The sequence below is a fragment of the Maribacter luteus genome (assembly GCF_009674825.1).
Lineage (GTDB): Bacteria > Bacteroidota > Bacteroidia > Flavobacteriales > Flavobacteriaceae > Maribacter_A > Maribacter_A luteus.
This window is the reverse complement of record NZ_WKJH01000006.1, coordinates 1-26659: the sequence shown is the minus strand read 5'-3', so window position 1 is coordinate 26659 and position 26659 is coordinate 1. Positions and strand designations below refer to the sequence as shown.

Sequence of the window (26659 nt, the reverse complement as noted above, 5' to 3'; positions counted from 1 at the left end):
GCAGCCTTATCCAATTACGAATAACTCAAATAATATGTACTTTTGTGGCCAAACAGGAAAATTTGTAGGAATTTTAGGTATTTCACATACTATTTTCGTTTTTTTTCTGTTACTTAGAAATATCGATTGGCCTAACCACCCAATAAAATCGAACCTATGCCAATAGCCAAAAAAAAAGTAACTGCCTTAGTAATTACTTACAATGAAGTGGGTTACATTGAAAGATGTATCGAATCCATTTCTTTTGTAGATGAGATTATCGTAGTGGATTCGTATAGTACGGATGGTACGTATGAGTATCTTTTAAACCATCCAAAGGTAAAGGTAATCCAACACCCATTTTCGAATTTCACAGCTCAAAAATCCTTTGCCTTAAAACAGGCAAGTAATGATTGGGTTTTATTTTTGGACGCTGACGAAGTCGTTTCCGAAAAATTAAAAAATGAAATCTCCTTAAAGGTTGAAACTGAAAATGATATTGCGGCTTATTGGTTTTACAGGGATTTTATGTTTCAGAATGAACGCCTAGGTTATAGTGGCTGGCAAACCGACAAGAATTATCGCTTATTCAGAAAAAGCAAAGCCAAGTTTTCAGACAAGAAAATAGTTCATGAAACCCTTGTGGTTGAAGGAAAATCTGGAATTTTCACAGAAAGGTTAACCCACTACTGCTATAAGAATTACGAAGATTACAAAGGTAAAATGCTAAGTTATGGTCGTTTAAAGGCCAAAGAAGCATTTTATCGTGAGAAGAAATTCAACTACTTTATACTTTTGGCCAAACCAACATGGAAGTTTTTTAACCATTTCTTTTTGCGTCTTGGATTTTTAGATGGAAGAAAAGGTTTTATTATCAGCCATTTAAACGCTTTGGGGGTTTTAGAATACTGTAAAGAACTAAAACGTTTGGAAAAAAAGAATGAATTGGCATACTACTTAGTAATGCCATGATGTGCCCAAACCAATTTCTTACTTTTAGTTTCTTTTCTTATTTCCATGTTCTTCGCTATTGATTCCGGGGTCTTGTATCCTCTTTTATGATCTAGATGCACGCAAACGGCACTATATCTCAATTGTTTGGATTTAATACCGAAATTAAACAAACGCTCACCCAATTCCCTATCCTGACCACCGTATTGCATTCGCTCATCAAAACCATTGACGTTTACAATGTCCTTTTTCCAACCGGATGAATTATGACCATTCCAACTAGCGTTGGTCGGAGTAAAGGTGTTAAAAATCTTTGATAAGAACCCTCTTGCCGTAAGTTTGTTGTTCTTGAAAGTTTTTGGGATACCTTTTTCCTTTAACCATTGAATATTGAAACAGTTCTGTTTTTCTATATCATCTTTATCGATTATCTTGGAAATATTCATTGGCAGCATATAATAACCTCCGGAAATAAAATATCCAGGCTCCTTATTAATATAATGTACCTGGACAAAATCTTCCCTTGGTATACAGTCACCATCGGTCATAATAATATATTCCGCTTCACACGCAACTACTGCCTTGTTCAAAATTCGGGATTTCTGAAACCCTTCGTCTTCTTGCCAAACATGTACAATAGGATAAAACACTTCCTCCGACATTTTGGCCAAAAGTTCCTTGGTTTTTGGCCCGGAACCATCATCGGCTATGACTACTTCAAAATCCTTGAAGCTTTGGCAATTAAATCCCCAAAGCACTTTTTGCAACCAATCTTCGGAATTATAAGTGCTAATTATTATTGATATTTTCGGGGTCAATGTCTGCTTCGAAATCATCTTGCAAAAATATAAAAGTTTAATATATATCTTTGCCCATGAACATCATAAATTCATGAGCGTTTTAATCAATTCACGTTCAAAGTTCACCAAAAACCTTTTTTAATAGGCTAAATTACCTTGATGAAATTAAATCAACATCAATAAACCATGGCATCGATATATAAAATTGATGTATTTCTTTGATAACAAAACATATTTAAGACCCCCCAACAATACATATGGACAATGCAATAAAAAGGACTTTTGTTTCAAATTCAATATACCACATTTATCTATCGATCATCTATATCCTCAAAGATTCAAATTATGATGTGAACGCTGTAGGCGACAACATTTTATTTTTATTGGACAGAAAGGGTATTGACAAAAAAATGATACCATTTCTAGAATCCCATTTTTTTAGAAAAGTATATCTAATCCCAACTTTTGATATTCAGAAAAAGGGTATAGGAAAAATCAATTCCCTTTTTTTCAGGAGGTACTCGATAGTACCATATATGGAAAAGATAATGCCCGAATTGGTTAAAGAAGAATCTTTTATAACTGAAAGCCAAATCATAATTTCCAATCCATGCTCAGCTAAGAGTTACTTTTTATATAAGTATCCGAAAAAATCTTTTCACGGTATAGAGGACGGCGCCCGGGACTACAGAAAAATACATACATCGTGGAAGATTTTCTTAAGGAACAACATCACAAAAAAACCTCTGGAAGGTGGGGATGACCGTAGGATCAAAACGTTTTATGCCCAATTTCCGAATAAATTACCAAAAAAACTTCGTAAAAAAACAAAGGAACTAAATGCATTGAAAGTCATAGCGAACTTAAACAATGAAGCCAAAAAAAAGGTGTTCGATACTTTTGCGTTCGAACCCATTTCCGATTTAAAACCTGGCAAAAACGCCATAATTATTACCCAACCCATTTCAGAGAACAATATTGTAGCCTCAGAAACGGACAAGATCGCTATTTACCAAGAAATCATTACTTCAATTGAAGACGGTTTTCACATTGTTTTAAAGATGCACCCAAGGGAAACTACGGATTACAGTAAGTATTTTAAAAGTATAACTATCTTTGGCGGAAGTTTTCCTTTGGAAATTTTATCCCTTGGTAAAGACGTTTATTTCGACAAGGGGTTTACACTTTTTTCTACTTCGATCAATAATATCGATATCATTGGTGAAAAGTATATCGTAGGTGATAAATTCAGTGATTATTACACTACAAAAAGATGGAAAAATAAAATTAAGCAAACGGTGAATCAATTTAAATAAATCATTCATTTAAGTTAAATCCAAAGGCAATAAAGTCCAGGTGATTTTTAGCACTCAAAACAACATTCATGGGTCAAACAAACAATAAAATCGGGTTTATACCATTAAGGAAAAATTCTAAGGGTATTCCGAACAAGAACAAAAAAAAACTATTAGGTCGACCTTTATTCACTTGGGTACTTACAGAAGCAATATTTTCAAATCTAGATAAGGTTTTTGTCTTTACGGATGATGATGAAATTATCGATTACGTTGACCGGCATTTTAAATGGTCTCCAAAAGTCTCTTGTGTAAAGCGCTCTGCCGAAAATGCATCTGACACCTCCTCAACCGAGGATGCAATAATGGAGTTTAGCTCTATGATCAATAATGAATTTGATATATTTTGCTTGCTGCAGGCAACTTCCCCCCTTACGAAAAGGGCCGATATAAACCAAGCCTTGGCGAAGCTTACAAACAATAACTTGGATGCTGTCCTGAGTGTTGTAAAAACACACAGATTCATTTGGTCAAAAGACGGAAACAGTCTTAACTATGATTATAACAAAAGACCTAGAAGACAAGATTTTGATGGATTACTCATTGAGAACGGGGCGGTTTATTGCACTAAAAAAACGTCTCTATTAAAATCGAAGAACAGACTTAGTGGTAACATAGGTATATTAGAAATGTCGGAAGATACATTAGTAGAGATTGATTCTGAAACAGATTGGCAGTTAGTAGAACAATTGCTTATCTCAAATTTCAAGACTTCTAAATCGGTCCAAAGAATAAACTATTTAATCCTTGATGTTGACGGGGTCTTCACTGATGGAAAAATTGTTATAAGTAAAGATGGTGAGTTCTCCAAGACTTTTGATATGCGAGATGGCATGGGGCTTGAAATCATAAGACAACATAACGTAAAACTTATGGTAATGACTTCCGAAAATTCAAAGGTCGTGGAGCAAAGAATGAAAAAGCTTAAAATAAAAAATGTTTATCTTGGAGTAAAGGACAAGTATTCTTTTTTAGAAAAAATCTGTACCGAAAAAAATATATCCCCTAAAGAAATCGCATATATCGGGGACGACATTAACGACTTGAGCAATATGTTAAGATGCGGTTGGTCTTTTTGCCCTTCAAACGCCACCAAGCCAATCAAATACTATGCAGATATAACACTTAACCATAAATCTGCCGAAGGAGCCATTAGAGAAGCTTCTGAATTTATAATAAACTATAATCAAAGATTCGATGAACTATAAGAAACCTTATATTATTGCTGAAATTGGATGTAACCATAAAGGTGACATGAAAATCGCCAAAGAAATGATTTACATGGCCAAAATATTCGGAAATGCAGATGCTGTTAAATTTCAAAAAAGAAACAACAAAGAGTTGTTAACAGACCAACAATACAATACACCGCATCCTAATCCTGCCAATTCTTATGGCAACACTTATGGTGAACATCGAGAGTTTTTGGAATTTGACCTGGACCAGCACGGAATTTTAAAGGATTACTGTGAAGAAGTCGGTATTACATATTCGACTTCAGTATGGGATACAACCTCAGCAGAGGAAATTGCAAGTCTCAATCCCGATTTCATAAAAATCCCGTCTGCTTGTAACAACCATTTCGAAATGTTGGATTGGCTTTGTAAAAACTACAAAGGGGAAATTCATATTTCTACTGGAATGACTACTAAAAGTGAGATTGAAATCCTAGTAGATTTTTTTACCGAACGCAAAAGAAATAAAGATTTAGTAATCTACAATTGTACCTCTGGTTACCCGGTACCTTTTGAGGATATCTGTTTACTTGATATTCTAAAACTAAAAGAAAAATACGAATCCAAAGTAAAAAGTATTGGTTTTTCGGGGCATCATCTTGGCATCGCCGTTGATATCGCCGCATACACATTAGGTGCCCACATTATAGAAAGGCATTTTACCTTGGACCGCACGTGGAAAGGCACGGATCATTCAGCTTCATTGGAGCCAATGGGACTTAGAAAACTATGTCGAGACCTACAAGCCACGTTCAAGGCCCTAACTTATAAACAAAAGGATATTTTGGACATCGAAAATGTACAAAGGGTGAAACTAAAATATAAAAAATAAATGGGTTCCGATTTTAGTGCCGAGATCAAAAATAGTATCGAAACCCTATCACGTGGTGGGCTCATCCTTTACCCTACCGATACGGTTTGGGGCATTGGTTGTGACGCCACGAATGAAAACGCAGTAAAAAAGGTCTATGAATTAAAACAACGTGAAGATTCCAAAGCTCTGATTTGTTTGGTAGCCAATGATGCCATGCTCGAAAGACATGTAGAAAACATACCTGATGTTGCATACGACATTTTAGATTTAGCGACCAAACCTACGACTATCATCTATGACAACCCTATAGGCTTGGCAAAAAATGCCATTGCCCAAGACAATACCATGGCCATACGGGTAGCTTCAGACAAATTTTGTCAGTATTTGATCAACAAATTCAAAAAACCAATTATTTCAACTTCAGCAAATCTAGCGGGCCAAGCCACCCCACGTAGTTTCGATGAAATCGGCGACCCTATTTTAAAAGGTGTCGCCTATATCGTAAATTTGCACCACGATAAAAAAAACGGACCACCTTCATCGATTATCAAATTAGGAAATGATGGAACGGTTAAAATAATCCGGGAGTAAGTAACGAACAGTATTCGCTATAATATTGAGCGGAGTCCAGATGCCTTCAAAAATGCCACAACAAAACCATAAGCGAGCGCTACAAAACCCGATTTTCAGAATCCTTTCAGAGGCAGCAGATGAGCTTGGGGTCGATTGTTATGTTATTGGTGGTTTTGTACGTGACTATTTTCTTCAACGAGGCAACCCCAAAGATATTGATGTTGTGGCCGTTGGTAGTGGAATCGAATTAGCAAAGAAAGTAACACAAAAACTATCAGGAAATCCTAAAATATCAATTTTCAAGAACTTCGGAACAGCCATGATAAAGTATGGTGATATGGAGTTGGAGTTCGTAGGGGCACGTAAAGAGAGCTATGACCGAAATAGTCGAAAACCCGTTGTAGAAAATGGCACATTACAAGAGGATCAAGAGCGTCGTGATTTTACCATAAATGCTTTGGCCCTTTCACTCTCCAGCAAAAATTTCGGAGATCTTTTGGACCCCTTTGATGGAATAGGCGATCTGGAAAACAAAATCATCAGAACCCCTTTAGAACCTGGAATAACCTATTCCGATGATCCATTACGCATGATGCGAGCCATTCGTTTTGCCACGCAATTGGATTTTATTATCGAATTGAAATCGTTGCAGGCCATAACCGAAAATAAAGATCGAATCCAGATTGTGTCTAAAGAACGAATCGTTGACGAACTCCATAAAATAATCGCTAGCAAAAAGCCGTCCATTGGCTTATCCCTATTGCACAAAACCGGACTTCTGGATTATATCCTACCCGAATTAACCGCCTTGGAAGGTATTGAAGAAGTTGAAGGCCAGCGCCACAAAGATAATTTCTGGCATACCCTTGAAGTAGTTGACAATATATCCAAAACAACTGACAACCTTTGGTTACGATGGGCCGCTCTATTACACGATATTGGAAAAGCACCTACCAAAAAATTCCATAAAAAAATCGGTTGGACATTCCATGCCCATGAATTTGTGGGTTCAAAAATGGTCTTTAAACTATTTAAAAGATTGCGTCTTCCTTTAAACGACAAAATGAAATACGTCCAGAAATTGGTTTTGATGAGTTCTAGGCCTATTGTCCTGGCCGAAGAATTCGCAACGGATTCCGCAGTTCGTAGACTTATTTTCGATGCAGGCGATTATGTAGATGACCTTATGACACTATGTGAGGCCGACATTACCACCAAAAACACAAAAAAGCAGAAAAAGTACAAAAACAATTTCAAGATCGTTCGAGAGAAAATCATAGAAGTTGAAGAACGCGATCATGTTAGAAACTTTCAACCACCCATCTCAGGGGAAGAAATAATGAAAACCTTTAACCTAAGACCTTCAAAGGAAATAGGCATTATCAAAGCTGCGATCAAGGAAGCGATTCTTGAAGGAGAAATCCCAAACGACCATAAGGACGCAAAAGAATTCATGCTAACCAAGGCAAAAGAATTAGGTTTAAATCCAATATCCGATTAGTTTTTTTCAATATTCCCTAAAGTAAATATTACCACAATCCATCGATTTAAACCGGCCTCATTATTAAAAGCCGAACAAGGAGCTCCCTTGAAATTAGATGTTTCTGCGAATTTCATGTTGAACGATAAATTTACGCTTGGTGCTGCCTATAGATGGGATGCCGCTGTAAGTGCTTTGTTCGGCTTTCAAATAAGTGATAAACTTATGTTTGGTTTTGCCTATGACAAAGAAAGCGGTGATGCGCTTTATAGTGCAGATGTAGTTATTTTTGACAGTAACGATCAAATTGTTGCCGAAACAAAAACGAAAACGGATAGTTCTTTCGACGTTAAGGGCAATTGTGTAGGTAGTGACTATAAAATCGTAGCTTCTAAATCGGATTATGAAACGGATGATAAAACATTTACCGCTATAGAAGCCCAAGATACTTCGGGTGTTGACTTTGCTTTGGAGAAGACAAGAAAAACCCCAATTAATACCGAACTTATATCATATCTGAATATTAAACCGATATATTTTGACTTTGACAAATTCAATGTAAGAAAGGATGCTGAAATAAGCTTACAGAAAATCATCACCTTCTTGAATGAATACCCTGAAGTACGAATAGAAGTAAGTTCACATACAGATTCAAGGGCCATTGATAGTTATAATTTAAGCCTATCCCAAAAAAGGGCGAATTCGACCATAGAGTATCTTATCCAAAAAGGGATAAATCCTGATAGATTGGTTCAAAAAGGATTTGGTGAAACCAAATTGACGAATGAATGTAGCAATAACGTACCTTGTTCAAAAGTCAAACACCAAGCCAATAGGCGGTCTGAATTTGTTGTCATAGAATAACTGATTTTAAGTAAATTAAAAAGGGGCACATTTGGCCCCTTTTTTTATAGGATTATCCTTCAATGTATATGAAAATTGGAAAAGAACATTAATTTTGTAGTCCTTAACTCTGCCACATGTTCAAAAAATACCATTCAATAGCTAAAATCACATTGGTATTGGTTTATTTGGTGATAATTGCAGGTGCTGTTGTTCGTATGACCGGAAGTGGGATGGGATGTCCGGATTGGCCAAAATGCTTTGGTCATCTAATACCACCTACTGAAGAATCCCAACTACAATGGAAACCTGGACAAGTATACCAAAAAGGACAGGTAATAATCCTGAACGAATCATTACAAGTTGCAAAAGAGGAATTTGCCAGTAGCGATAAGCTTAATTTGGATCATTGGGAACCCTATACGAAACATGACTACGCCCAGTTTAACCCTTGGCACACTTGGATAGAATTCATTAATCGTCTTTTCGGGGCTTTAGCTGGTTTGGCCACCTTGGTATTGGCCATTATATCCTTTGGATATTGGAAAAAGAAAAAAAGGGTGACACTATTATCCTGGCTAGTGGTTTTCGGCATGGGATTCCAGGCTTGGTTAGGAGCAACAGTTGTTTATTCTGTACTAGAACCTATCAGGATTACAGTGCATATGGTCATGGCATTACTGATTGTTGCCATGCTACTTTACCTTATCTTCATATCAAAAGACAAACGAAAAAACCATGGGTTCGATTCTAAAACCATGGTATTGCTATCCATAGTTTTTGTATTAACCCTCATTCAAATAGTTTTGGGCACACAAGTTAGGCAGTTTGTGGATGAGCAAGTTGAGCTTGTAGGTGAATCGGCCAAAAACTTATGGTTGCAAAAACCGCTTATTGCATTTTATGTTCACCGTTCATTTTCCATTTTGGTGGTTTTATTCAATCTTTATTTGGCGTACAGAATCTACAATTTGAATTTGGGCCTTACCAAAATCAATTGGGTATTGAGCATTCTTCTTATTGAGGTTATTTCGGGAATGGCCATGTTCTATTGGGATTTTCCTTTTATGAGTCAGACCATGCATTTGGTTTTGGCCTCTCTTTTATTCGGTATCCAATTCTATTTGGTATTGGAATCTTATAATGCCGATAGAAGTCATAAAACTTTGTAACTTTGCTCTCTTTCAAAAATTAGAGTCAATGATATATAAAATCCGGATTATCTTGGACGCCAATGAGGATATCTTTAGGGATATTGAAATTGAGGCACATAATTCAATGGAAGAATTCCATAACACCATTGCCCAGTCATTCGGGTTTCTAGGTACTGAAATGGCTTCTTTTTACACCTGTGATGAAGACTGGAAACAGGATGAGGAAATCGCTCTTTTTGATATGAGTGAAGGGGGGGATGACGTTAGGTTAATGAACGAAACCTTTTTAGAGGATGTTCTTACCGAAAAAACCCCCAAGTTGATTTACGTTTATGATTTTTTGAATATGTGGACGTTCTTTGTTGAATTGGCCGATATTACAGAAAAGGAATCCGGTAGGGCATACCCGAATGTTCTTTTCAGTTTTGGGGAATTACCGGAATCACCACCAGAAAAAAAATTCGAGGCTGAAAACACGGCCTTCGATTTTGATGACACTTTTGAAAACTACGACGATCTTGATTTTGATGAAAACTGGAACTAAATTCCTAACCGTTCATATCTAACGATCTACCCACAAAAAACAACGTTTAACCATTAATCCTTAATTACAATGATAAATCTATACCCTACCCATATCGAAAGTATTTCTTTGCACCGAGTAGGCAATAAGAATAAAAATGAAGGTATATTTTTATCTGCCCAACCTTTCAGTCTTAATGATGAGACGACTGGACTATTAAAAGAATATTTTTTTAAACCATTTAGGGAAAAAGAAGAAAACTACTTTAAACTTACCAACGAAGTAGACGTGGAGTTTAATGAAATACATAAAATAGTTACTGAAATCTTTAATGATCCAGCATGTGTGCACGATCAATCGAAAAGAATCGCAACACATCTTTTTGATCAATCAAACCATCCACACATAAAAAGCGGGGAAGTATATGTTGCTTATTTATCCGATGTTGTACTGGATAACAAAAAAGTAGATGCAGTAGGTATTTTCAAGAGCGAATTAAAGCAAGATTTTCTTCAATTCGAAGAAAAAGAAAGTAATTTGGACCTTGTGGTACAGCAAGGGATCAATATTAATAAATTGGACAAAGGCTGCCTTATTTTCAATGTCAACAAAGAAGAAGGCTACAAGGTACTTTCTGTTGACAGTAACCGTTATGATGCCAAATATTGGTTAGAGAACTTCTTGGATGTTGATGCCCTTGCCGATGAAAATTTCTATACCAAGAACTATCTTAAATTCTGCCAGAATTTTGCTAAGGATGTCGTTTTACCCGCAGAGGACAAACAACAAGAGGTGCTATTCATGAACAAGGCGGTTAACCACTTTGCCAAAAATGATGCTTTTGAAGAAACCAACTTTTTAAATGAGGTCCTTGAGAACCCGGAACTTATACCTGAATTTAAACACTATAAGGTCGAGAAAGGACCTAAATACAGTATAGAGGATGTCTCAACATTCGACATCGCCAATAAAGCGGTATCCGATGCACGAAAAAAGATAAAGAACGTCATTAATCTGGACACCAATATCCAAATAAAAATGGACTTTATAAATCCTGAGTCAGCAGAAAAGTTCGTTGAAAAAGGATGGGATGAGGAAAGACAAATGTATTATTATCTGGTCTACTTCAATAAAGAGGAAAAAAGCTAAGACCTTTTGAACGATAAAATCCCAAATAATAAAAAAGACACAAATTAACATGTGTTTTAATATTATTATTTGGGATATGATACCATTTTATATTTTGATCTTGTGCTCTAGGATCTGCTTCATACTTACCCCCTTATAGTTTCGCTTGACAAAATCCAAGGCCAGATCCAGGATTTCACCCATGGTAGTACATTTTTTAAATTGTATATCTTTAGTAAGCTCGTATATCTGACCTTTTAGCATTTCTACATTTTCCGGCAATGATATCACGTCCTTTTTACAGACTTTATCCAATAATTTTATTCGGTTTCCCGAACTCAAAATACGTTTGGCGACAATAGATCTTTCCTCTAACTTATACTGATCAATGGAATCTTTGAGCAATTTCTTTCGAACCAACTCCACCATTTGAAAATTCTCTTTGAAAAACTGCGGGCGATAGACCTTCAATTTACCTTCAAAAGACTGTTGGTCAAAATCTATGGCCCTGATCCTATAGACCACATGATCAAAATCGTGAGTGGCCACGATAACATAATTATAAGAACGCATGTCACCCAACAACCTGATCATACAACGCTCATTGAACTTTACGAACTCTTTCGCCAATTGGGCTTTTTCCGTTTCGGTGCATTTGGGCAACATTTCCTTAATGAACACATCACCGGGTATGCCGGCAATATGCTCCTCGATCAAGGTATCTTCATAAACCAAAAAATTGAGGTTATATGGGGAAAGCATATGCTCTAACTCCAAACCATAGATTCTGGAAGCATCTGCCTTCTTCACGTAGAAATAAGTAAAGTTATCGTTGAGCACGTTCCTGACCTTAATTCTAAAAGGTTTGGAATTACCGAAAGTACAGTAATCAACCGAATCAACATTCAAATATTGATCAATATGTCCACTACCATCTGAAAGCAAAAGTGAATACACCCGTTTTAAACTCGTATCTATTTCTTGACGGTCATATTCATTATAATACACCCTTACCCAAAGGGTGTCCTCATCATTGGAGTCATAAACTACAACTGAACCTATAAAACGCAGTAAATCGTCATAACAAATGGGTATCACTATTTTTCTACTATATCTTTCCAAATAAGCATCCAACGCCTTACTGACCGGATAGGCCGGTTTCTTCTTCGACATTAATTTTTCTTCTGTCATAGCCTTTGTTTGGTTTAAAGATACAAAAAACATATGCTGTGCTAAACCAATTATTTCAGGCTATGGACAAATCTATAACCACACCGATAAGAGCGTTTACATATTGTTTTTTTTGATTGGCAACAATTATCTGCAAATCCCAATAAAAGGTGGTTTTTTCGTAGTAAAGTATAAATTCCATATCCTCGTGTATACAAGCATTATAACCAAACCAAACTATCAAAGGAGTATTCTCCTTTTTCTTTTTGTCCTTTTAGCAAGCATTAAGGTTTCTGCCCAGTTAAGTGACCTGCATTATCTACCACCTTTGAAGCAAGGGGCAAATAATCAAGGGATACAAAACCAAGCCATATATTTGTCAACTCCTGAAACAACCGCGTTTACGGTAAATGTATACAGAGGTACAAATACTTCTCCCATAAACACTTTTAATATTGACAATCTCAATCCGGTGATTTGGACATTGGGTAATGGGGACAATAACATTACATTGGTAGACAATAGTAATACCGGGGTCGTTCTTGACAATAGTGGTCTACGATTTGAATCTCCCAGTGGTAAAGAATTCTATGTAAACTACAGGGGAAAATCCAGTTCACAAGCAGCTTCTTTAACTGCCAAGGGCCGACAAGCCTTGGGCACCAAGTTTAAATGGGGAGGTGTTCCGAACCTAGGTAGTCATGTTTCTAAATCAAACACTTTGGGTATCATGGCAACTGAGGATAATACAACGGTAACATTATCAGGTTATGATTCTGATTGTGAATTTAGGGTCGGCAGCGACAGGGCCGGTATAACTGCTGACTCTTATACCATAACACTTAATGCTAACGAGTCTTTTGTTTTTGAAACTTATATCGGTACTTCTCCGACCTCAGCACATGAGGATGGTTGGATCGGTGCATCGATCGATTCGGATAAAGATATAGTCATAAGTAACGGGATGATAAACTTCGGTAGTCAATCTGGCCAAAGCCATAGGGATGCCGGTATTGACCAACCTGTTCCTGAAAACAGACTTGGTAAGGAATATGTTTTCGTAAGGGGTAATGGTAATTCGAACGGGTATACGGAATTTCCACTTGTCATTGCCATCGCTGATAACACACAAATATTCGTAAATGGTGGTACTACACCTATAGCAACGATAGATGATGGTGAGTACTATAAAATACCGAGCAGTTATTATTCTTCTAATACAGTAGGTGCAAATATGCTTGTACAAACATCAAAAGATGTATATGCTTATCAATCTATGGCAGGGTCAAGTGCCTTGTACACGCAAGGACTGAATTTTGTTGCTCCCGTAAACTGTCTTTTGCCAGATGTAATGGACAATATCCCGGACATTCGTAACATTGCCGGATCCACGGTTACCGGAGGTTTAACGATTACCGCATCGGTAAATACGCCGGATGAAAACATTAAGGTTTTCCAAGATGGGGTGGAAATCACCAAACCAGCATCCGATGCAGTGGCAGGTTCCGATGACTGGAAAACATTCTTTATTCCAAATCTAGATGGTGACATCAGCGTAACATCAACCGGGCCAATGGCTATCGGTTTTTTTGGATATAATGGGGCCCAAGGTGTAGCGGGTTATTTTTCAGGTTTTGATACCGTACCAGAGGTAGTCCTTGAAATTAATGGGGGTACCGTGGGGGATTGTTTCTCTGGGTCGACCATTTTCGAGGCCTCAGATGACAATTTTGATGCATACCAATGGTTTTTTGACGGCCAATTGATTGAAGGGGCCAATACATTCGAATATGCCGCAACAATCGCGGGTGACTACTATGTTCGAGGAACAAAAGGGCCTTGTACCTACGATTCACAAGCCATTACTATTTTCTACTGTGAAGGGGATATCGTTGTAAATAAAACAGTGGACAAGCCCGAAATCGTTGAAGGGGAGACCGCGACTTTTACAATTAGAGTAGAGAATCAAAACTTTGAACCTGTTACCAACTTACAACTAACAGATAACATTCCTGCCGGTTTAACACTTGTCAAAGGTTCCACTACTACGGGAACCTGGAACGGCACAGTTTGGAATATTGGAACCCTTGAACCTGGAGAGCCTGTATTTTTAGAGCTTGAGGTAGTGGGTGATGAAATTGACGTAGCACCATTGATTAACGTTACCAATACTGTTACCCATACCCAGGACCAAGTTGATGAAAACATCACGGAAGATATAATGTCGGCCAATATTATTGTACACAACGATTTTGACAATGATGGTGTTATAGATATTGTGGATGTCGATGACGACAATGACGGTATTTATGATAGTGATGAATGCGAAGGTGCGTTTTGTTTTGAATCCATAGTGAACGAAAGTTTTGAAGACCCGGACATTTCAAATATGGCGATTCTTGATGAAAGTAGTGTTCCTGGATGGTTTTCAACCGCAACCGATAAGAAAATTGAAATCTGGGAATCAGGGTACTCGGGTGTAAATTCCTATGATGGCAACCAACACGTAGAACTTAACGCCAATAATTATGGTGCCCTATACCAAAACTTATGCTTAACACCAGGTACCGAAATGAGCTGGTCGGTAAGACACAGGGGTAGAGCCGGCACCGATGTGATGCAATTGAGAATCGGGGCGGATCTTGCCAGTGCCACCGTACAAGAAACAATGACCACGGACAATACGGCTTGGGTGCTATATTCAGGAACCTATACCGTACCTGTAGGTCAAACGAATACCGTTTTCGTTTTTGAAGCCGTATCTACGGCCAATGGAAGTATTTCTATCGGTAATTTCATCGACGATGTAAAAATAAACATTCTAGTTCCTGAGACTTGTATTGATTCAGATGGTGATGGATACCCAAACAATCTCGATTTGGACAGTGATGATAATGGTTGTACCGATGCCGATGAGTTTTATAAAGATAACAGTGCAGATGGTGATGATGGTGGAGAATATGGTACGGGCACCCCTGTAGTCGATTCGAATACCGGAGCAGTAATCGGTGCGTCTTATACCCTGGTCACCTCACCTGAAATCAACTTGGAAAACACCACCGAAGATTTGAGCGGTAATGATATAAACGGACAGGATATTAGCCTTGGCGAAACCTTTGATTATGTAATTCGTTTCCAAAATACCGGTAATGACAATGCTACATCCTTTACGATTAGAGATGTATTGCCAGCCAATGTAACCGTTGATAATATTGATACTAGTGGCGCTTTAGACTTTGCAACGTACAGTCATGATGCGGTTAACAACATCATTACTTTTGAAATACCGGACAACCTTGTGGAAGTCAATGACCCTAAATACACTATCCGTATTACGGTAACACTTTCATCAAACTGTTCTGCATTTGTAAATGCATGTTCCGAAACCATAGAGAACCTGGCATATTCTACCTATCAAGGGGTTACCAATACCAACACTTTCAGTGACGAACCGGGATCAACGAATACCCCAAGTTGTAGTTCAACTCCGGCCGTAGCAACGAATAGTTTATTAACTGACTTAGAAAACTGTAATACAGCCAGAACCGTACAATTATGTGGTGACTTCGCCACCTTGACCGCAGGTTCCGGGTTTACAACGTACACATGGGCCATAGATGCCAATGGAAACGGTCAAATAGATGCAACGGAAACACCAATTGATGATGGCGATAGTGACCCGAGTACATTGGTAATTACTGAAATCGGTAATTACATTGTAGAAAAAAGTGGAGCTACAGGATGTGCCGACTTAGTTGAACTTATTACAGTGGAACGTTTTGGATCCACTCAGACCAACCCTATAATCACATACTTCAATCAAGTGAACTCAGACGTAAATACAGATAATGATTTACAAGGGGAAATCGTATCCTGTTCCATTGACGGTAGTGAAATGCCACATATATTCCTATGTGGGGAAAATGATGAAGCCACATTGCAATTAGGGATAACCGATGCAGAAAGTATCGTGTGGGAACTATTGGATGAAACAAGCTGTACGGATATAGGTGATGATTGCGCCACTACCAACTCCGGTTGTTCATGGACAAACCTTGCCATTCAAAATAATTATACCGTAACCGATAGTGGTAAATATAGAGTAGTGATCAATTATGAAAATGGTTGCTTCAGTCGTTTTTACTTCAATGTTTTCAAAAACACATTGGATATCGATTATATTTCTTCGGATATCTTATGTAACACTTCTGGAAACATAAGAATTACAAATCCAAGTTCTAGTTATGGTTATCAACTTGTAAATGCCACTACAAATAATATCGTAATACCTTTTTCAGACAATAATGGACCTAATTTCGATATTACGACCAGTGGAACTTATAAAGTACAGATCACAACCCTAGACCCAATATCTGGAGACCCGATTGATAATGCATGTATTTTTGAAACCGAGGATATCGGTATCCAAGAAATGGATTACCAAGTAAATATTGAAACCACCCTTGCCGATTGTACTGGTTTTGGAACAATTTCAATACAAGCCTTGAATGTATTGCCTGATTATAGTTACGAACTTCGTCTAGATGACGGCACCAATAGTGGCGCGGGAACATTCTTTCAAGAAGAGGTCGCGATTGACGATAACACCTTTACCTTTAATAGCGTCCCTCCTGGTGACTATATTGTAATTACCTCAACGGAAGACGGATGTACAGACACCCAAAATATTACTGTTGATGAATACCCCGACTTGGTTTTATCTGCAAGCGTTACAGAAAACATTACTTGTAATTCAGGCTTGATAACCTTAACACCAAATGGTGGAAACCCAGACCCTGATTACGACATGGCCATATGGAGTATAGATGGAGTTGAATTATACGCAAGTGCGGATGATGTACCGACAACTGAATTACAAACCACTAATGACTTTTTGTTTCCCGACAGTACAGATGCTGGAGCATATGTTTTTATCGTTTTTGATGATAATGGTTGTAGTACACTTTCAAATAGTGTCACCCTACAAGATTTGGGTCCAGTAACCATTTCCGCATCCCACACAGATATTGTATGTGCAGATTCTTCAACATCGAGTTTAACAATCACAGCAAACGGAGGTACGGCACCTTATGAATATAGCCTGGATGGTGGTACCACTTTCCAAACTACAAATGTATTTTATAACTTGAATGCGGGATCTTATACCATTACAGTAAGGGATTCTAGTGGTACATCAACATCAAGATGTACCGAAACATTAACGTATGAGATTGACCAACCATTTAGATTGACTGCTTCGGCGGCAATTGTGGAAGATGTCTCCTGCGACCCTTCGGGAGCTTTAGTGAAAATATTGAATGCCAATGGTGGACAAGCTCCTTACTCCTATAGTTTTGATGGTGGTTCGTCATATACCGGCGTAAATGAACAAAGATTAACAGCTGGCACCTATAATTTATCCATAAAAGATAATTTAGGTTGTACATATGATATGGAAATAACGGTTGATGCCCCTGTTGCCGACCCAAGTTTCGATAGCGCAATCGATTATGCTTGTGATGGATCTGGAACAATAACCGTTACACCGAGCAATACCACGGACTTTGATTACACCTACACAATTGACAGTACTACGAATACCCCTAAGGACAGTAATGTGTTCAACAATGTAAATGCCGGGTCTCATACAGTGACCATAGGCTATTCAAGCGCCATAACACCCACCCAGAGCACCTTATTCCTAGAAAACTTTGGAACAGGTATAACCACTCAAATTGGAGAAATAGGCCCTGGATATTGTTTTGAACCGCAAGATGGCTCCAACACCGCTTGCAACTTAGGCCCCGCAGGTATTTTGGTCAATGGTGAATATGCAGTGACCAATACCGTTACCAACCCCAATACCTCATGGAGAAGCCCTAACGACCGTACCGGTTTAACGGATGGCAGGTTCATGGCCATAGGGGTAAGTACCTCGGCTGGCAACAATAACGTCTTATGGTCCAGGACCGGATTGGATGTTTTGGCCAACCAAGATATTACCATCTCCTTTTATGCCTACAATATTTTAATCAACAGTGCATCAGGTAACGACCCTGAAGTACTTGTAGAGCTTATAGATGCTTCAGGTAACGTAATCAACAGTACCGCTACTACGGCAATACCTAAAAACAATGATGCCGATGACTGGCATTTAAGAGAAGTAACTTTCAATCCTGGATCAAACACCGTCGTTGGTGTTGTCTTACGTACCAACTTGGATAGCGACAATGGGAATTTCTTGGTCTTGGACGATATTCAGGCTTCCCAAATTCCTGAAGTATGTGAAACCACACAGGATTTGACAATCGTTGTGGAGGATAACAAAGAATTCAGTGTAAGTATTTTAGGTAGCACAAACCCAACTTGTAATGGTACTAGTGACGGTAGTATCCGTTTTGAAGTGAAGAATTTCGATACGGTCACCGGTTATGAATATTCTACCGATGGCGGTACGAATTGGGCCGCAGAATCAACGGCCATCTTTACCACACCTTCAACATTGGCGGACGGAACCTATGACATTATGGTTCGTAAGGTAAGCGATAATACTTGTACGGCAACTTCGGCCACATCTGTAACTTTGACAGCTCCGGCAACTATAGTTCCCGATTTACAACAAAAGGCTGAGTATACATGTTTCAACACTGGTGCAACCTTGGAAGCTTCGGCAACTGGTGGTACTCCTGGTTACGAATACCAATTGGAGGATACTTCAGGTACTGCCGTGGTTACCTATCAAACCAGTACCATCTTTAACAACGTTACCGACGGAGATTACCTGATACGTATAAAAGATGCGAATGGCTGTGAGGTATTATCAACAGCTCCGGTAACGGTCTCAGCTCCCGAAACCATTGGTTTTGACACATCATTCACAACATGTTATGATGGAGCGAACAATGCTACGATTACCGTTAATGTAACTTCTGGTAATGGTGACTACACCTTCAGGATAAATGGTGGTGCATGGCAGACCCCTACCCCAACAACCGATACCACTTATACTTTTTCAGGCTTACCGAATGGAAGTTATGATGTAGAAGTAAGCGATGCTTATAGTTGTACCTCAGCTATAGAAACAATTGTGATTCAGCCAAATTTAAATGCTACGGTAGACGTTACGGATATTAGTTCTTGTGGAGATGGTAACATTACGGTTACTGCCAGTGGTGGTGATGGAAACTTAGCGTACGCCTTTGTTCCGACAACGACCCCTGTAACAGCAGTAGATTTCAGTAGTACAAGTTCATTTACAGTTGCAGCGGCAGATGCTGGCTCATATGATGTTTATGTGTGGGACAACGGTGCAGCCGACCCACATTGTGAATTTAAGGAAACGGTAACTGTAAACCCTGCTACACCCTTGATTTTTACAGCAACGCCGACAGACCCAGAGTGTCATGACGGATTAGGAACAATTGAGGTAGAAGTAACATCCGGCATTGCACCATATACCTATGAAATTATAGATATAGATAACGCTGGCGCTTCTAATGAAACAGTTACTACCGTTATCAGTAATACAAGAACATTTTACAACCTAAATCCAGGGGATTATACGATCAACATTACAGACGCAAGTGGCTGTACGGTTACAAGAACCCCTAATGTAACCATTAATAATCCTGATGAGCTAACTGCTGACATCAAAGGAATTACCCCAGCAAATTGTACAGGAATGGCAAGTGAATTTGGTTTTGATTTTGAAAATTATCCTTCGTCTGTGGGTACAATTGAATTTAGCAGTGACGGTGGGATAACTTGGCAAACTTCTAATGAATTTAGAGGATATCTTTCTGGGCAAGAGGTAAATCCATCCATACGTACTGTCGATGTTAGTGGCAATACCATTTGCCAAACGGATTTTGAAAGATATACAATTCCATATCCTTTAGATGATTTGGATATAACTGTATTACCTATCATCGTAAACTGCAATGAACTACAAGTAAGTGTTCGTGGCCAGAATGGTACGGCACCTTATGAATACACCTATTCAGATGACCCGGCCAATTTTGACCCGGTAACCCCTGTAAATCCGTGGACCATTCAATATGCTTCTGGAATCACGCATACCTTCCCACTACTTATACCAGGTAGAACATATACCTTTTATGTAAGGGATGCAGTAGGTTGTGTAAGGCAAAGTAGTGTTAACGTCAATGATATTATCACTAACCCTATGGATATTACAGCAGATATCACACCATCCTGTAATGGAGCTTCAAATGGAATCATTGATTATACCATATTTTCAAATTTTGCTCCTTCCGGATTTGATAGAGATTGGACATTATACGATATTAATGGTACTATTATAGATTCAGGGACCAATGGTCCTACCGATGACACGATTAGTGTTACCAATCTTCCTGCAAATGAATACTATATTGTAATTCAAGAGGTAGACGGCGGCGGTACATCACAATGTATCAGTGCCAGTGAGAATGCCATATTAAGTGAATTGGATATAATTTCAGGCACACCTGCATCAATACAGGACATTTCTTGTGAAACCCCTGGATTAATAGAGATACCTGACATCACCGGTGGAGGGGGAATCTACCTCTACACCATAACAGGACCATCACCATTCACAAACATCACGTCAACTAGTGATAACCCTATTGAAATCCCGGCCAATTCACCGGCCGGCACATATAATATAACCGTGGAGGATCAGTATGGTTGTACGTATTCTTTAGGAACCGTAACCATGTCGTTGGCCGCTAACCCGACCATTGATAGTATCGTAGTTGATAATTGTAGCACATCGCCAACAATAACCGTTAATACCACAGTGGGCGATTCTTCAACCTTATTGTATTCGATTGATGGGGGCTCTACTTATGTAGACAACGGTGGTGTTTTTACAAATGTAGCTGTTAACACATATACCATTTTCGTAAAAGATGGTAATGGCTGTACAGACTCACACACCACTGAAGTATATCCTACATTACAGGCTACGGCTACTTTAGAAGAAAGTTTGGGCTGTACCAATGATGCAGAAATATTGATTAGCGCATCATCTGGTTCCGGTAATTATGCTTATGAGATTGAAGATTCTTTAGGAAATCCTATAGCTTCTTTGACTCCATTTACAACTAATGCTACTGAGATGATTTCCAATGCTGAAACCTATACGGTTACCATTTATGACACAAATACATCGAACCCGGAATGTGAGCGTGTATTTACAGTTGTGGTGCCTGCGGCAATACAGCCAGACTTTACCGCTACACCAACAGATGTAACTTGTAATGGTGGAACAGATGGAGTTATTAAAATCGCAGAAGTCAATAATGGAAATAATCCTTTATCATATTCTTTGGTTCCTAATGTAGCTACATATGACACCACTACAAATTCATTCTCTGGTTTATCTGCAGGATCTTATGATGTTATAGGAACAGGACCTAACGGTTGTGTAACTACTAGGGCATCAATAGTAGTAGATCAGCCAAATGTAATCGCATTTACTACGCCAACTGTAACCCAATTTGGTTGTACATCGGATAACACAACAAATAATGCTATAATCACCCTGGATGAATCTTCATTGACAGGTGGCAGTTTATCATATTCCCGATATGAATTTGAAGATTTTGCCTCAGGTACGATCTTACAGAGTGGATTAACCGCTACATATAACTATACTGATTTTGCCGGTGGTGATGTAATCGTTCGTGTTATTGATGACAATGGATGTAGTAGCGAGCAAACAGTTGCCGTGGATCCTTATGACCCCTTCATTTCCGCTTCAACGCATGTTATTACCCAAATCAGTTGCGCCACTACGAATACCGGTGAAGGAATAAGGGTTGATGTTGTAACAAACAATAACACATATACATCGAATCCTGGAAATTACGAGTATAGGCTATTACCCTCTGGAACGGCCCAAACATCAAATATTTTCGCAGATCTGCAGGTCGGGACCCATACCATCCAAATTACAAATACTACGACGGGATGTTCGATCACAAAAGAACATGTTGTGGAAGAACCCAATACGTTCGACATAAATGTTGATGTATTATCCAATGTTGTTTGCTTTGGTGACGACGGTAGCATACAAATAACCTTTGCAGATGCCACCTATACAGGTGATTTTGACTGGGAAGTTTTAAATGCAGATGGCACGCCTACTGCCAGAATAGATGATGAAGGTACTTTCTCCGGAACAGGAACGTCTGCAACGATACCAGTAGCAGCAGGTAATTATATTGTAAGGGCGGTACAGGCTGCATTCCCGGAATGTAGTCAAGAGCGTACATTTACGATTACGACACCTTCTGCCACAATAACCTTGGATACGATAGATACGTCCAATGTAGGTTGTTCCAATAATGAAGGAACAGCAAACATTAACCCGCTTGGAGGTAAAGCTTTATATGATATTGTATTAACCAACGTCACAACAGGTTCCACATACAATGCCCTTCAAGTGAATACGAATCTTTTCCAAGGATTGGAAGCTGGCCATTATGATGTACAGGTTACTGATGCGCTTGGTTGTTCCCAAATATTTCCAGATGCCTTTGAGCTCGTAGAACCAGATGCCTTAACAGGTACGGTTACGAATACTACATTAGTATGTACTGGAGATACTGACGCTTCGATTTCTTTTATTATCGACCCTACAAGAAATATAAGCCCGAATTACAGCTACAGCCTTAATACGTATGATGACATTTCAGGTACCACATTGTTGCGCAATTCTGCTTTACAAACGAGCCCAGACTTTACTGAACTTGGCTCAGGCTTCTATAGCATTAGTGTAACCGATGATATAGGTTGTTCATTTGAAACTACGATTGTTGAAATTGTAGAACCAACGGATGTAGATGCCATATTAATCACGGAAAACCCAAATAGTTGCCTTGTAGGAGCAGACCTTTTGCTTATTGCTTCTGGCGGAACGGCTCCTTATACATGGAGTGAGGATGGCATTACCTATAACAACATGAATGAAATCAATGGATCAGACACCAATTTGTTCCAGAACATGCCTGTTGGCACTTATAGGTATTACATTAAGGACAACTATAATTGTGTCTCCGTAATTTCCAACGAAATAGCAGTAAACGCTATCGAAGATTTGACCATGACCGTGGATACCACAGCAGCAAAAGTTAATTGCTCAGGGGATAGTTCCGCATTGATAATTGCAAACGCGGATGGTGGTCTTGGCAGTTATCAATATGCTTTATTTGGAGATGCTGCATCAACTACGGAAATAAGGGCAAACCAAACGAATGGAACCTTTGCGGACCTCCCAAGTGGAACATATTATGTAAGGGTCCAAAGTAGGGATTGTGAAATCGTCTCCAATGCCATAATTATTGATGAACCTATACCATTAGCACTGGATTATGATATTACGGATGTTACCTGTAATGGTGAGGACGATGGTAGTATTACCATTAATTTAAGTGGAGGTACAGGTGATTACTTGTATGCAATTTCCCCAAATCTCAATCAATTTGTTGAGGAGAATACTTTTGATGAATTAAGTCCCGGGGATTATACGGTAATTGCACAAGACAGTCTTGGTTGTTATGAAGTGATTGAATTTACCATAACGGAGCCAACTACCTTAGAAATGGATTACACCGTACAGAACGAAATTTGTTTCGAGAGTAGTGATGGTTCGATCACCTTGGATATCACCGGAGGAACGGCACCATATTTTACAAGTTTAAATTCAAACGAATCAAGTGATTTTGTAGAAGACAAACTGTTATATGAAAACCTTTCGGCAGGCTTTTATACTGTATTTGTAAAAGATGCCAACGGATGTTCAACCAATGACATAATTACTGTTGAAGTTGGCGCTAACCTTAATGCTACGACAGAGGTCATATATGAATGTACCGGTGATACTCCCAACAATAGCCTTAGTATAACCCTAGAAGATGAAAGCGTTGGTGATGATGTGCTTTATGCATTGGATTCAACGGATCCGGCCGACTTTGTTCTTGAACCTGATTTCGCTAATATGTCTGCTGGTGACCATTATGTTACAATAGCGCATGCCAATGGTTGTATACGTACATTTGATTTTGAAGTTATTGAATACGCACCCCTTTCACTTGTTGTAACACAAGAAGGCATTAACGAAATCACGGCCACTACTACAGGAGGTAAAGAAGAATACACCTACTATTTCGATGGTGTGGAAAATGGTAATGACAACACATACATGATCAATAGAACCGATACTTATGAAGTTCGTGTTACCGATGAAAACGGTTGTAGTGTTACCCAGGAAATTTATATGGAGTTCATTGATATTGAGATACCCAACTTCTTTACTCCGAATGGAGATGGTACCAAAGATATTTGGGCACCGATCAACATCGAGATATACCCTGATATCTATATTCATATTTTTGATAGATATGGCCGTAAGGTTTACAGGTTCCAGGATAACCAAGATGGTTGGGACGGACTTTATAACAATACTGAATTACCAACAGGTGACTATTGGTATATTATCAAATTAAACGGTGAAGCGGACGAAAGGGAATTCGTAGGTCACTTTACCTTGTATCGCTAAATTATAAGAAAAAATATCCCTAAGGCAGTATCAAAAAAACTGCCTTAGGTTTTTTTCTAAACAATACTTACAATGCATTTACAACAGCAATACAACGTTTCACAACTAATAATTGCACTCCTTGTAAAAGCACCGTTATTTAGTACAATGAGTAACTATTAAGATTAAAGTTTTGAAGTGCATGAAAATGAAACTCAGCTTTTTTGTTTCCTTTTTTCTATTGGCTTTTGTTCATATGGGATATTCCCAGTTGAGTGACCTACATTATCTTCCCCCATTAAAACAGGGTGGGAACAATCAGGCTATCCAACAGCAAGCCGTATATTTATCCACACCGGAAACTACTGCTTTCACCGTAAATGCTTATTTGGGAACATCCAATACTCCACTCACAACTTTCTCATTATCCAAAACAACACCGGTCACGTATAACTTAGCCAATGGCGACAACAACATAACTTTGGTTGTAAATGACAGCACAGGTGTTGTATTAAAGGGGTGCGGGTTACGGTTTGAAGCTCCCAGTGGTGATGAGTTTTATGTAAATTATAGAGGTATTTCGGGTTCACAAGCCGCTTCTTTAACCTCAAAGGGTAGGGCTGCCATGGGTACCAAATTTAAGTGGGGCGGTGTCCCAAATTTGGGAACACATATATCAAAATCCAATACCTTGGGAATCATGGCCATGGAAAATAACACCACTGTAACCTTATCAGGTTATGATACAGATTGTGTATTTCGGTTGGGCAGTAATCAAGCGGGGATAACTGACGACTCCTACCAAATAATTTTAAATAAAAATGAATCCTTTGTATTCGAGGCCTACATGGGCAATACGTTCAGTACCGCTCAAAGTCAAGGTTGGATCGGTGCTTCGATAGTAGCAGACAAGAACATTGTAATAAGTAATGGGTCCCTGAATTATGGTAGACAAGCTAACTCATCCAACAGGGATGCGGGTATAGACCAACCAGTGCCCGAAAACAAATTAGGTAAGGAATATGTTTTTGTTAGAGGTAATGGCGGAACTGGTGGTGAAACAGAATTCCCTATAATCATTGGTACCCAAACCGGTACTGAAATATATGTAAACGGCTCCACAACACCCATTGCCACAATTAACAATGGGGATTATTTTGAAATACCTAGCAGCTATTATTCTTCCAATTCTGTAGGAGCCAATATGTATGTTACTACTTCAAAAGACGCCTATGCATATCAATGTATGGCGGGTTCTAGTGCTATTTACACCCAAGGATTGAATTTTGTCGCTCCCGTAAACTGTCTTCTACCCGATGTAATGGACAATATTCCCGATATCACCGATGTAGCGGGCTTCACCCTTTCTGGAGGGGTGACGATAATTGCCTCTACCTCTACCCCTGATGCCAATATTCAGGTTACCGACGATTCTGGACCGGTAACACTGCCAACTGCTTCGACCGTAGCAGGAACAAGCTTATGGAAAACCTTTTATATTCCCAATTTGACCGGGGATGTCAGTGTTCAATCAACAGGTCCTATCGCAGTCGGCTTCATTGGGTTTAACGGTGCCAGGGGTATCGCCGGGTATTTCTCAGGTTTCGATACAGTTCCCGAAGTAGACCTTCAGGTTACAGGAGGTGGATGCCTTCCTACTGCACAAGTAGAGGTAGTGGACCCAAATTTCGACGATTACCAATGGTTCGAAAACGGGAGCATGATCGCCGGTGCCAATAGTGCCACCTATACACCTACCGACGCAGGGGATTATTATGTTCGTGTGACCAAAGGGGGCTGTACTTATGATTCCCAACCCTTGACCGCCTATTACTGTGACCCGGATATCGTACTGAAAAAAGACGCTGACCTGAATACGGTAAATGACGGGGATACGGTAACCTTCACGATCACCGTTGAAACATTGGGGATAGACCCTGTTTCCAATTTGGTATTGACCGATGTTTTACCGACGGGACTCGAATTGATATCCTCATCCATATCAAAAGGATCTTTTACATATCCCGACTGGAACGTTGGCAGTATGGATCCCGGGGATTTGGAAACATTGACCTTGGTAACAAAGGCCAGTTTGGACAATATTTAT

15 protein-coding genes are annotated in these 26659 nt (G+C 38.9%); 12 read left to right on the top strand and 3 right to left on the bottom strand.

The window, feature by feature from the left end:
* The first annotated feature begins 156 nt into the window (after positions 1–156).
* Entirely contained in the window at positions 157–951 is a 795-nt protein-coding gene (locus tag GJ691_RS09455; protein ID WP_154366231.1) for a glycosyltransferase family 2 protein, read from the top strand.
* On the opposite strand, the gene GJ691_RS09450 is transcribed toward GJ691_RS09455, so the two are convergent.
* The gene (locus GJ691_RS09450) at positions 933–1766 is read right to left on the bottom strand and encodes a glycosyltransferase family 2 protein (protein WP_154366229.1); all 834 of its coding nucleotides are present in this window, start codon (positions 1764–1766) and stop codon (positions 933–935) included. The genes GJ691_RS09455 and GJ691_RS09450 overlap by 19 nt on opposite strands.
* A 221-nt stretch (positions 1767–1987) precedes the next feature.
* Here GJ691_RS09450 and GJ691_RS09445 point away from each other — a divergent pair, with 221 nt between their 5' ends.
* The 9 genes from GJ691_RS09445 (at position 1988) to GJ691_RS09405 (ending at position 10856) form a co-directional block, all read left to right on the top strand.
* Positions 1988–3046: a glycosyltransferase family 52 gene (locus GJ691_RS09445; protein WP_154366226.1), complete on the top strand. Its 1059-nt coding sequence runs from the start codon at positions 1988–1990 to the stop codon at positions 3044–3046.
* Positions 3047–3114: 68 nt separating this feature from the next.
* Positions 3115–4293 carry an acylneuraminate cytidylyltransferase gene (locus GJ691_RS09440; protein WP_154366225.1) on the top strand — a complete coding sequence of 393 codons (1179 nt, stop codon included), beginning with the start codon at positions 3115–3117 and terminating at the stop codon, positions 4291–4293.
* Positions 4283–5152: an N-acetylneuraminate synthase family protein gene (locus GJ691_RS09435; protein WP_154366222.1), complete on the top strand. Its 870-nt coding sequence runs from the start codon at positions 4283–4285 to the stop codon at positions 5150–5152. Before GJ691_RS09440 ends, GJ691_RS09435 begins: the two co-directional genes overlap by 11 nt.
* Positions 5153–5725, top strand: coding sequence for an L-threonylcarbamoyladenylate synthase (locus GJ691_RS09430; protein WP_154366220.1), 573 nt, complete (start codon positions 5153–5155; stop codon positions 5723–5725).
* A gap of 52 nt (positions 5726–5777) precedes the next feature.
* A complete protein-coding gene (locus GJ691_RS09425) occupies positions 5778–7208 on the top strand; it encodes a CCA tRNA nucleotidyltransferase (RefSeq protein WP_154366218.1) in 1431 nt (476 codons plus the stop codon).
* 9 nt (positions 7209–7217) lie between these two features.
* Complete coding sequence (locus GJ691_RS09420; RefSeq protein WP_343033476.1) at positions 7218–8051, top strand: type IX secretion system membrane protein PorP/SprF; 834 nt, start codon at positions 7218–7220, stop codon at positions 8049–8051.
* Between the two features lie 116 nt (positions 8052–8167).
* Complete coding sequence (locus tag GJ691_RS09415; protein ID WP_154366214.1) at positions 8168–9202, top strand: COX15/CtaA family protein; 1035 nt, start codon at positions 8168–8170, stop codon at positions 9200–9202.
* A 28-nt stretch (positions 9203–9230) separates the two neighbouring features.
* Positions 9231–9728, top strand: coding sequence for an IS1096 element passenger TnpR family protein (locus GJ691_RS09410; protein ID WP_154366211.1), 498 nt, complete (start codon positions 9231–9233; stop codon positions 9726–9728).
* Positions 9729–9797: 69 nt separating this feature from the next.
* A complete protein-coding gene (locus GJ691_RS09405; RefSeq protein ID WP_154366209.1) occupies positions 9798–10856 on the top strand; it encodes a nucleoid-associated protein in 1059 nt (352 codons plus the stop codon).
* Between the two features lie 87 nt (positions 10857–10943).
* Here GJ691_RS09405 and GJ691_RS09400 read toward each other — a convergent pair whose 3' ends face one another.
* Together GJ691_RS09400 and GJ691_RS19810 are read right to left on the bottom strand one after the other, a co-directional pair.
* Complete coding sequence (locus tag GJ691_RS09400) at positions 10944–12026, bottom strand: hypothetical protein (protein ID WP_154366207.1); 1083 nt, start codon at positions 12024–12026, stop codon at positions 10944–10946.
* Positions 12027–12081: 55 nt separating this feature from the next.
* Entirely contained in the window at positions 12082–12207 is a 126-nt protein-coding gene (locus GJ691_RS19810; RefSeq protein ID WP_281351230.1) for a hypothetical protein, read from the bottom strand.
* A 6-nt stretch (positions 12208–12213) separates the two neighbouring features.
* Here GJ691_RS19810 and GJ691_RS09395 point away from each other — a divergent pair, with 6 nt between their 5' ends.
* Positions 12214–24573, top strand: coding sequence for a T9SS type B sorting domain-containing protein (locus tag GJ691_RS09395; protein ID WP_343033473.1), 12360 nt, complete (start codon positions 12214–12216; stop codon positions 24571–24573).
* A 181-nt stretch (positions 24574–24754) separates the two neighbouring features.
* A partial coding sequence (locus GJ691_RS09390; protein WP_246200155.1) for a DUF11 domain-containing protein occupies positions 24755–26659 on the top strand: 1905 nt, incomplete at its 3' end.

What these genes read in the sequence shown, in the direction of transcription:
- GJ691_RS09455 (WP_154366231.1), top strand. Translation starts at nt 157, where the DNA reads ATGCCAATAGCCAAAAAAAAAGTAACTGCCTTAGTAATTACTTACAAT.
- GJ691_RS09430 (WP_154366220.1), top strand. Translation starts at nt 5,153, where the DNA reads ATGGGTTCCGATTTTAGTGCCGAGATCAAAAATAGTATCGAAACCCTA.
- GJ691_RS09440 (WP_154366225.1), top strand. Translation starts at nt 3,115, where the DNA reads ATGGGTCAAACAAACAATAAAATCGGGTTTATACCATTAAGGAAAAAT.
- GJ691_RS09405 (WP_154366209.1), top strand. Translation starts at nt 9,798, where the DNA reads ATGATAAATCTATACCCTACCCATATCGAAAGTATTTCTTTGCACCGA.
- GJ691_RS19810 (WP_281351230.1), bottom strand. Translation starts at nt 12,207, where the DNA reads ATGGAATTTATACTTTACTACGAAAAAACCACCTTTTATTGGGATTTG.
- GJ691_RS09450 (WP_154366229.1), bottom strand. Translation starts at nt 1,766, where the DNA reads ATGATTTCGAAGCAGACATTGACCCCGAAAATATCAATAATAATTAGC.
- GJ691_RS09425 (WP_154366218.1), top strand. Translation starts at nt 5,778, where the DNA reads ATGCCACAACAAAACCATAAGCGAGCGCTACAAAACCCGATTTTCAGA.
- GJ691_RS09400 (WP_154366207.1), bottom strand. Translation starts at nt 12,026, where the DNA reads ATGACAGAAGAAAAATTAATGTCGAAGAAGAAACCGGCCTATCCGGTC.
- GJ691_RS09445 (WP_154366226.1), top strand. Translation starts at nt 1,988, where the DNA reads ATGGACAATGCAATAAAAAGGACTTTTGTTTCAAATTCAATATACCAC.
- GJ691_RS09435 (WP_154366222.1), top strand. Translation starts at nt 4,283, where the DNA reads ATGAACTATAAGAAACCTTATATTATTGCTGAAATTGGATGTAACCAT.
- GJ691_RS09410 (WP_154366211.1), top strand. Translation starts at nt 9,231, where the DNA reads ATGATATATAAAATCCGGATTATCTTGGACGCCAATGAGGATATCTTT.
- GJ691_RS09415 (WP_154366214.1), top strand. Translation starts at nt 8,168, where the DNA reads ATGTTCAAAAAATACCATTCAATAGCTAAAATCACATTGGTATTGGTT.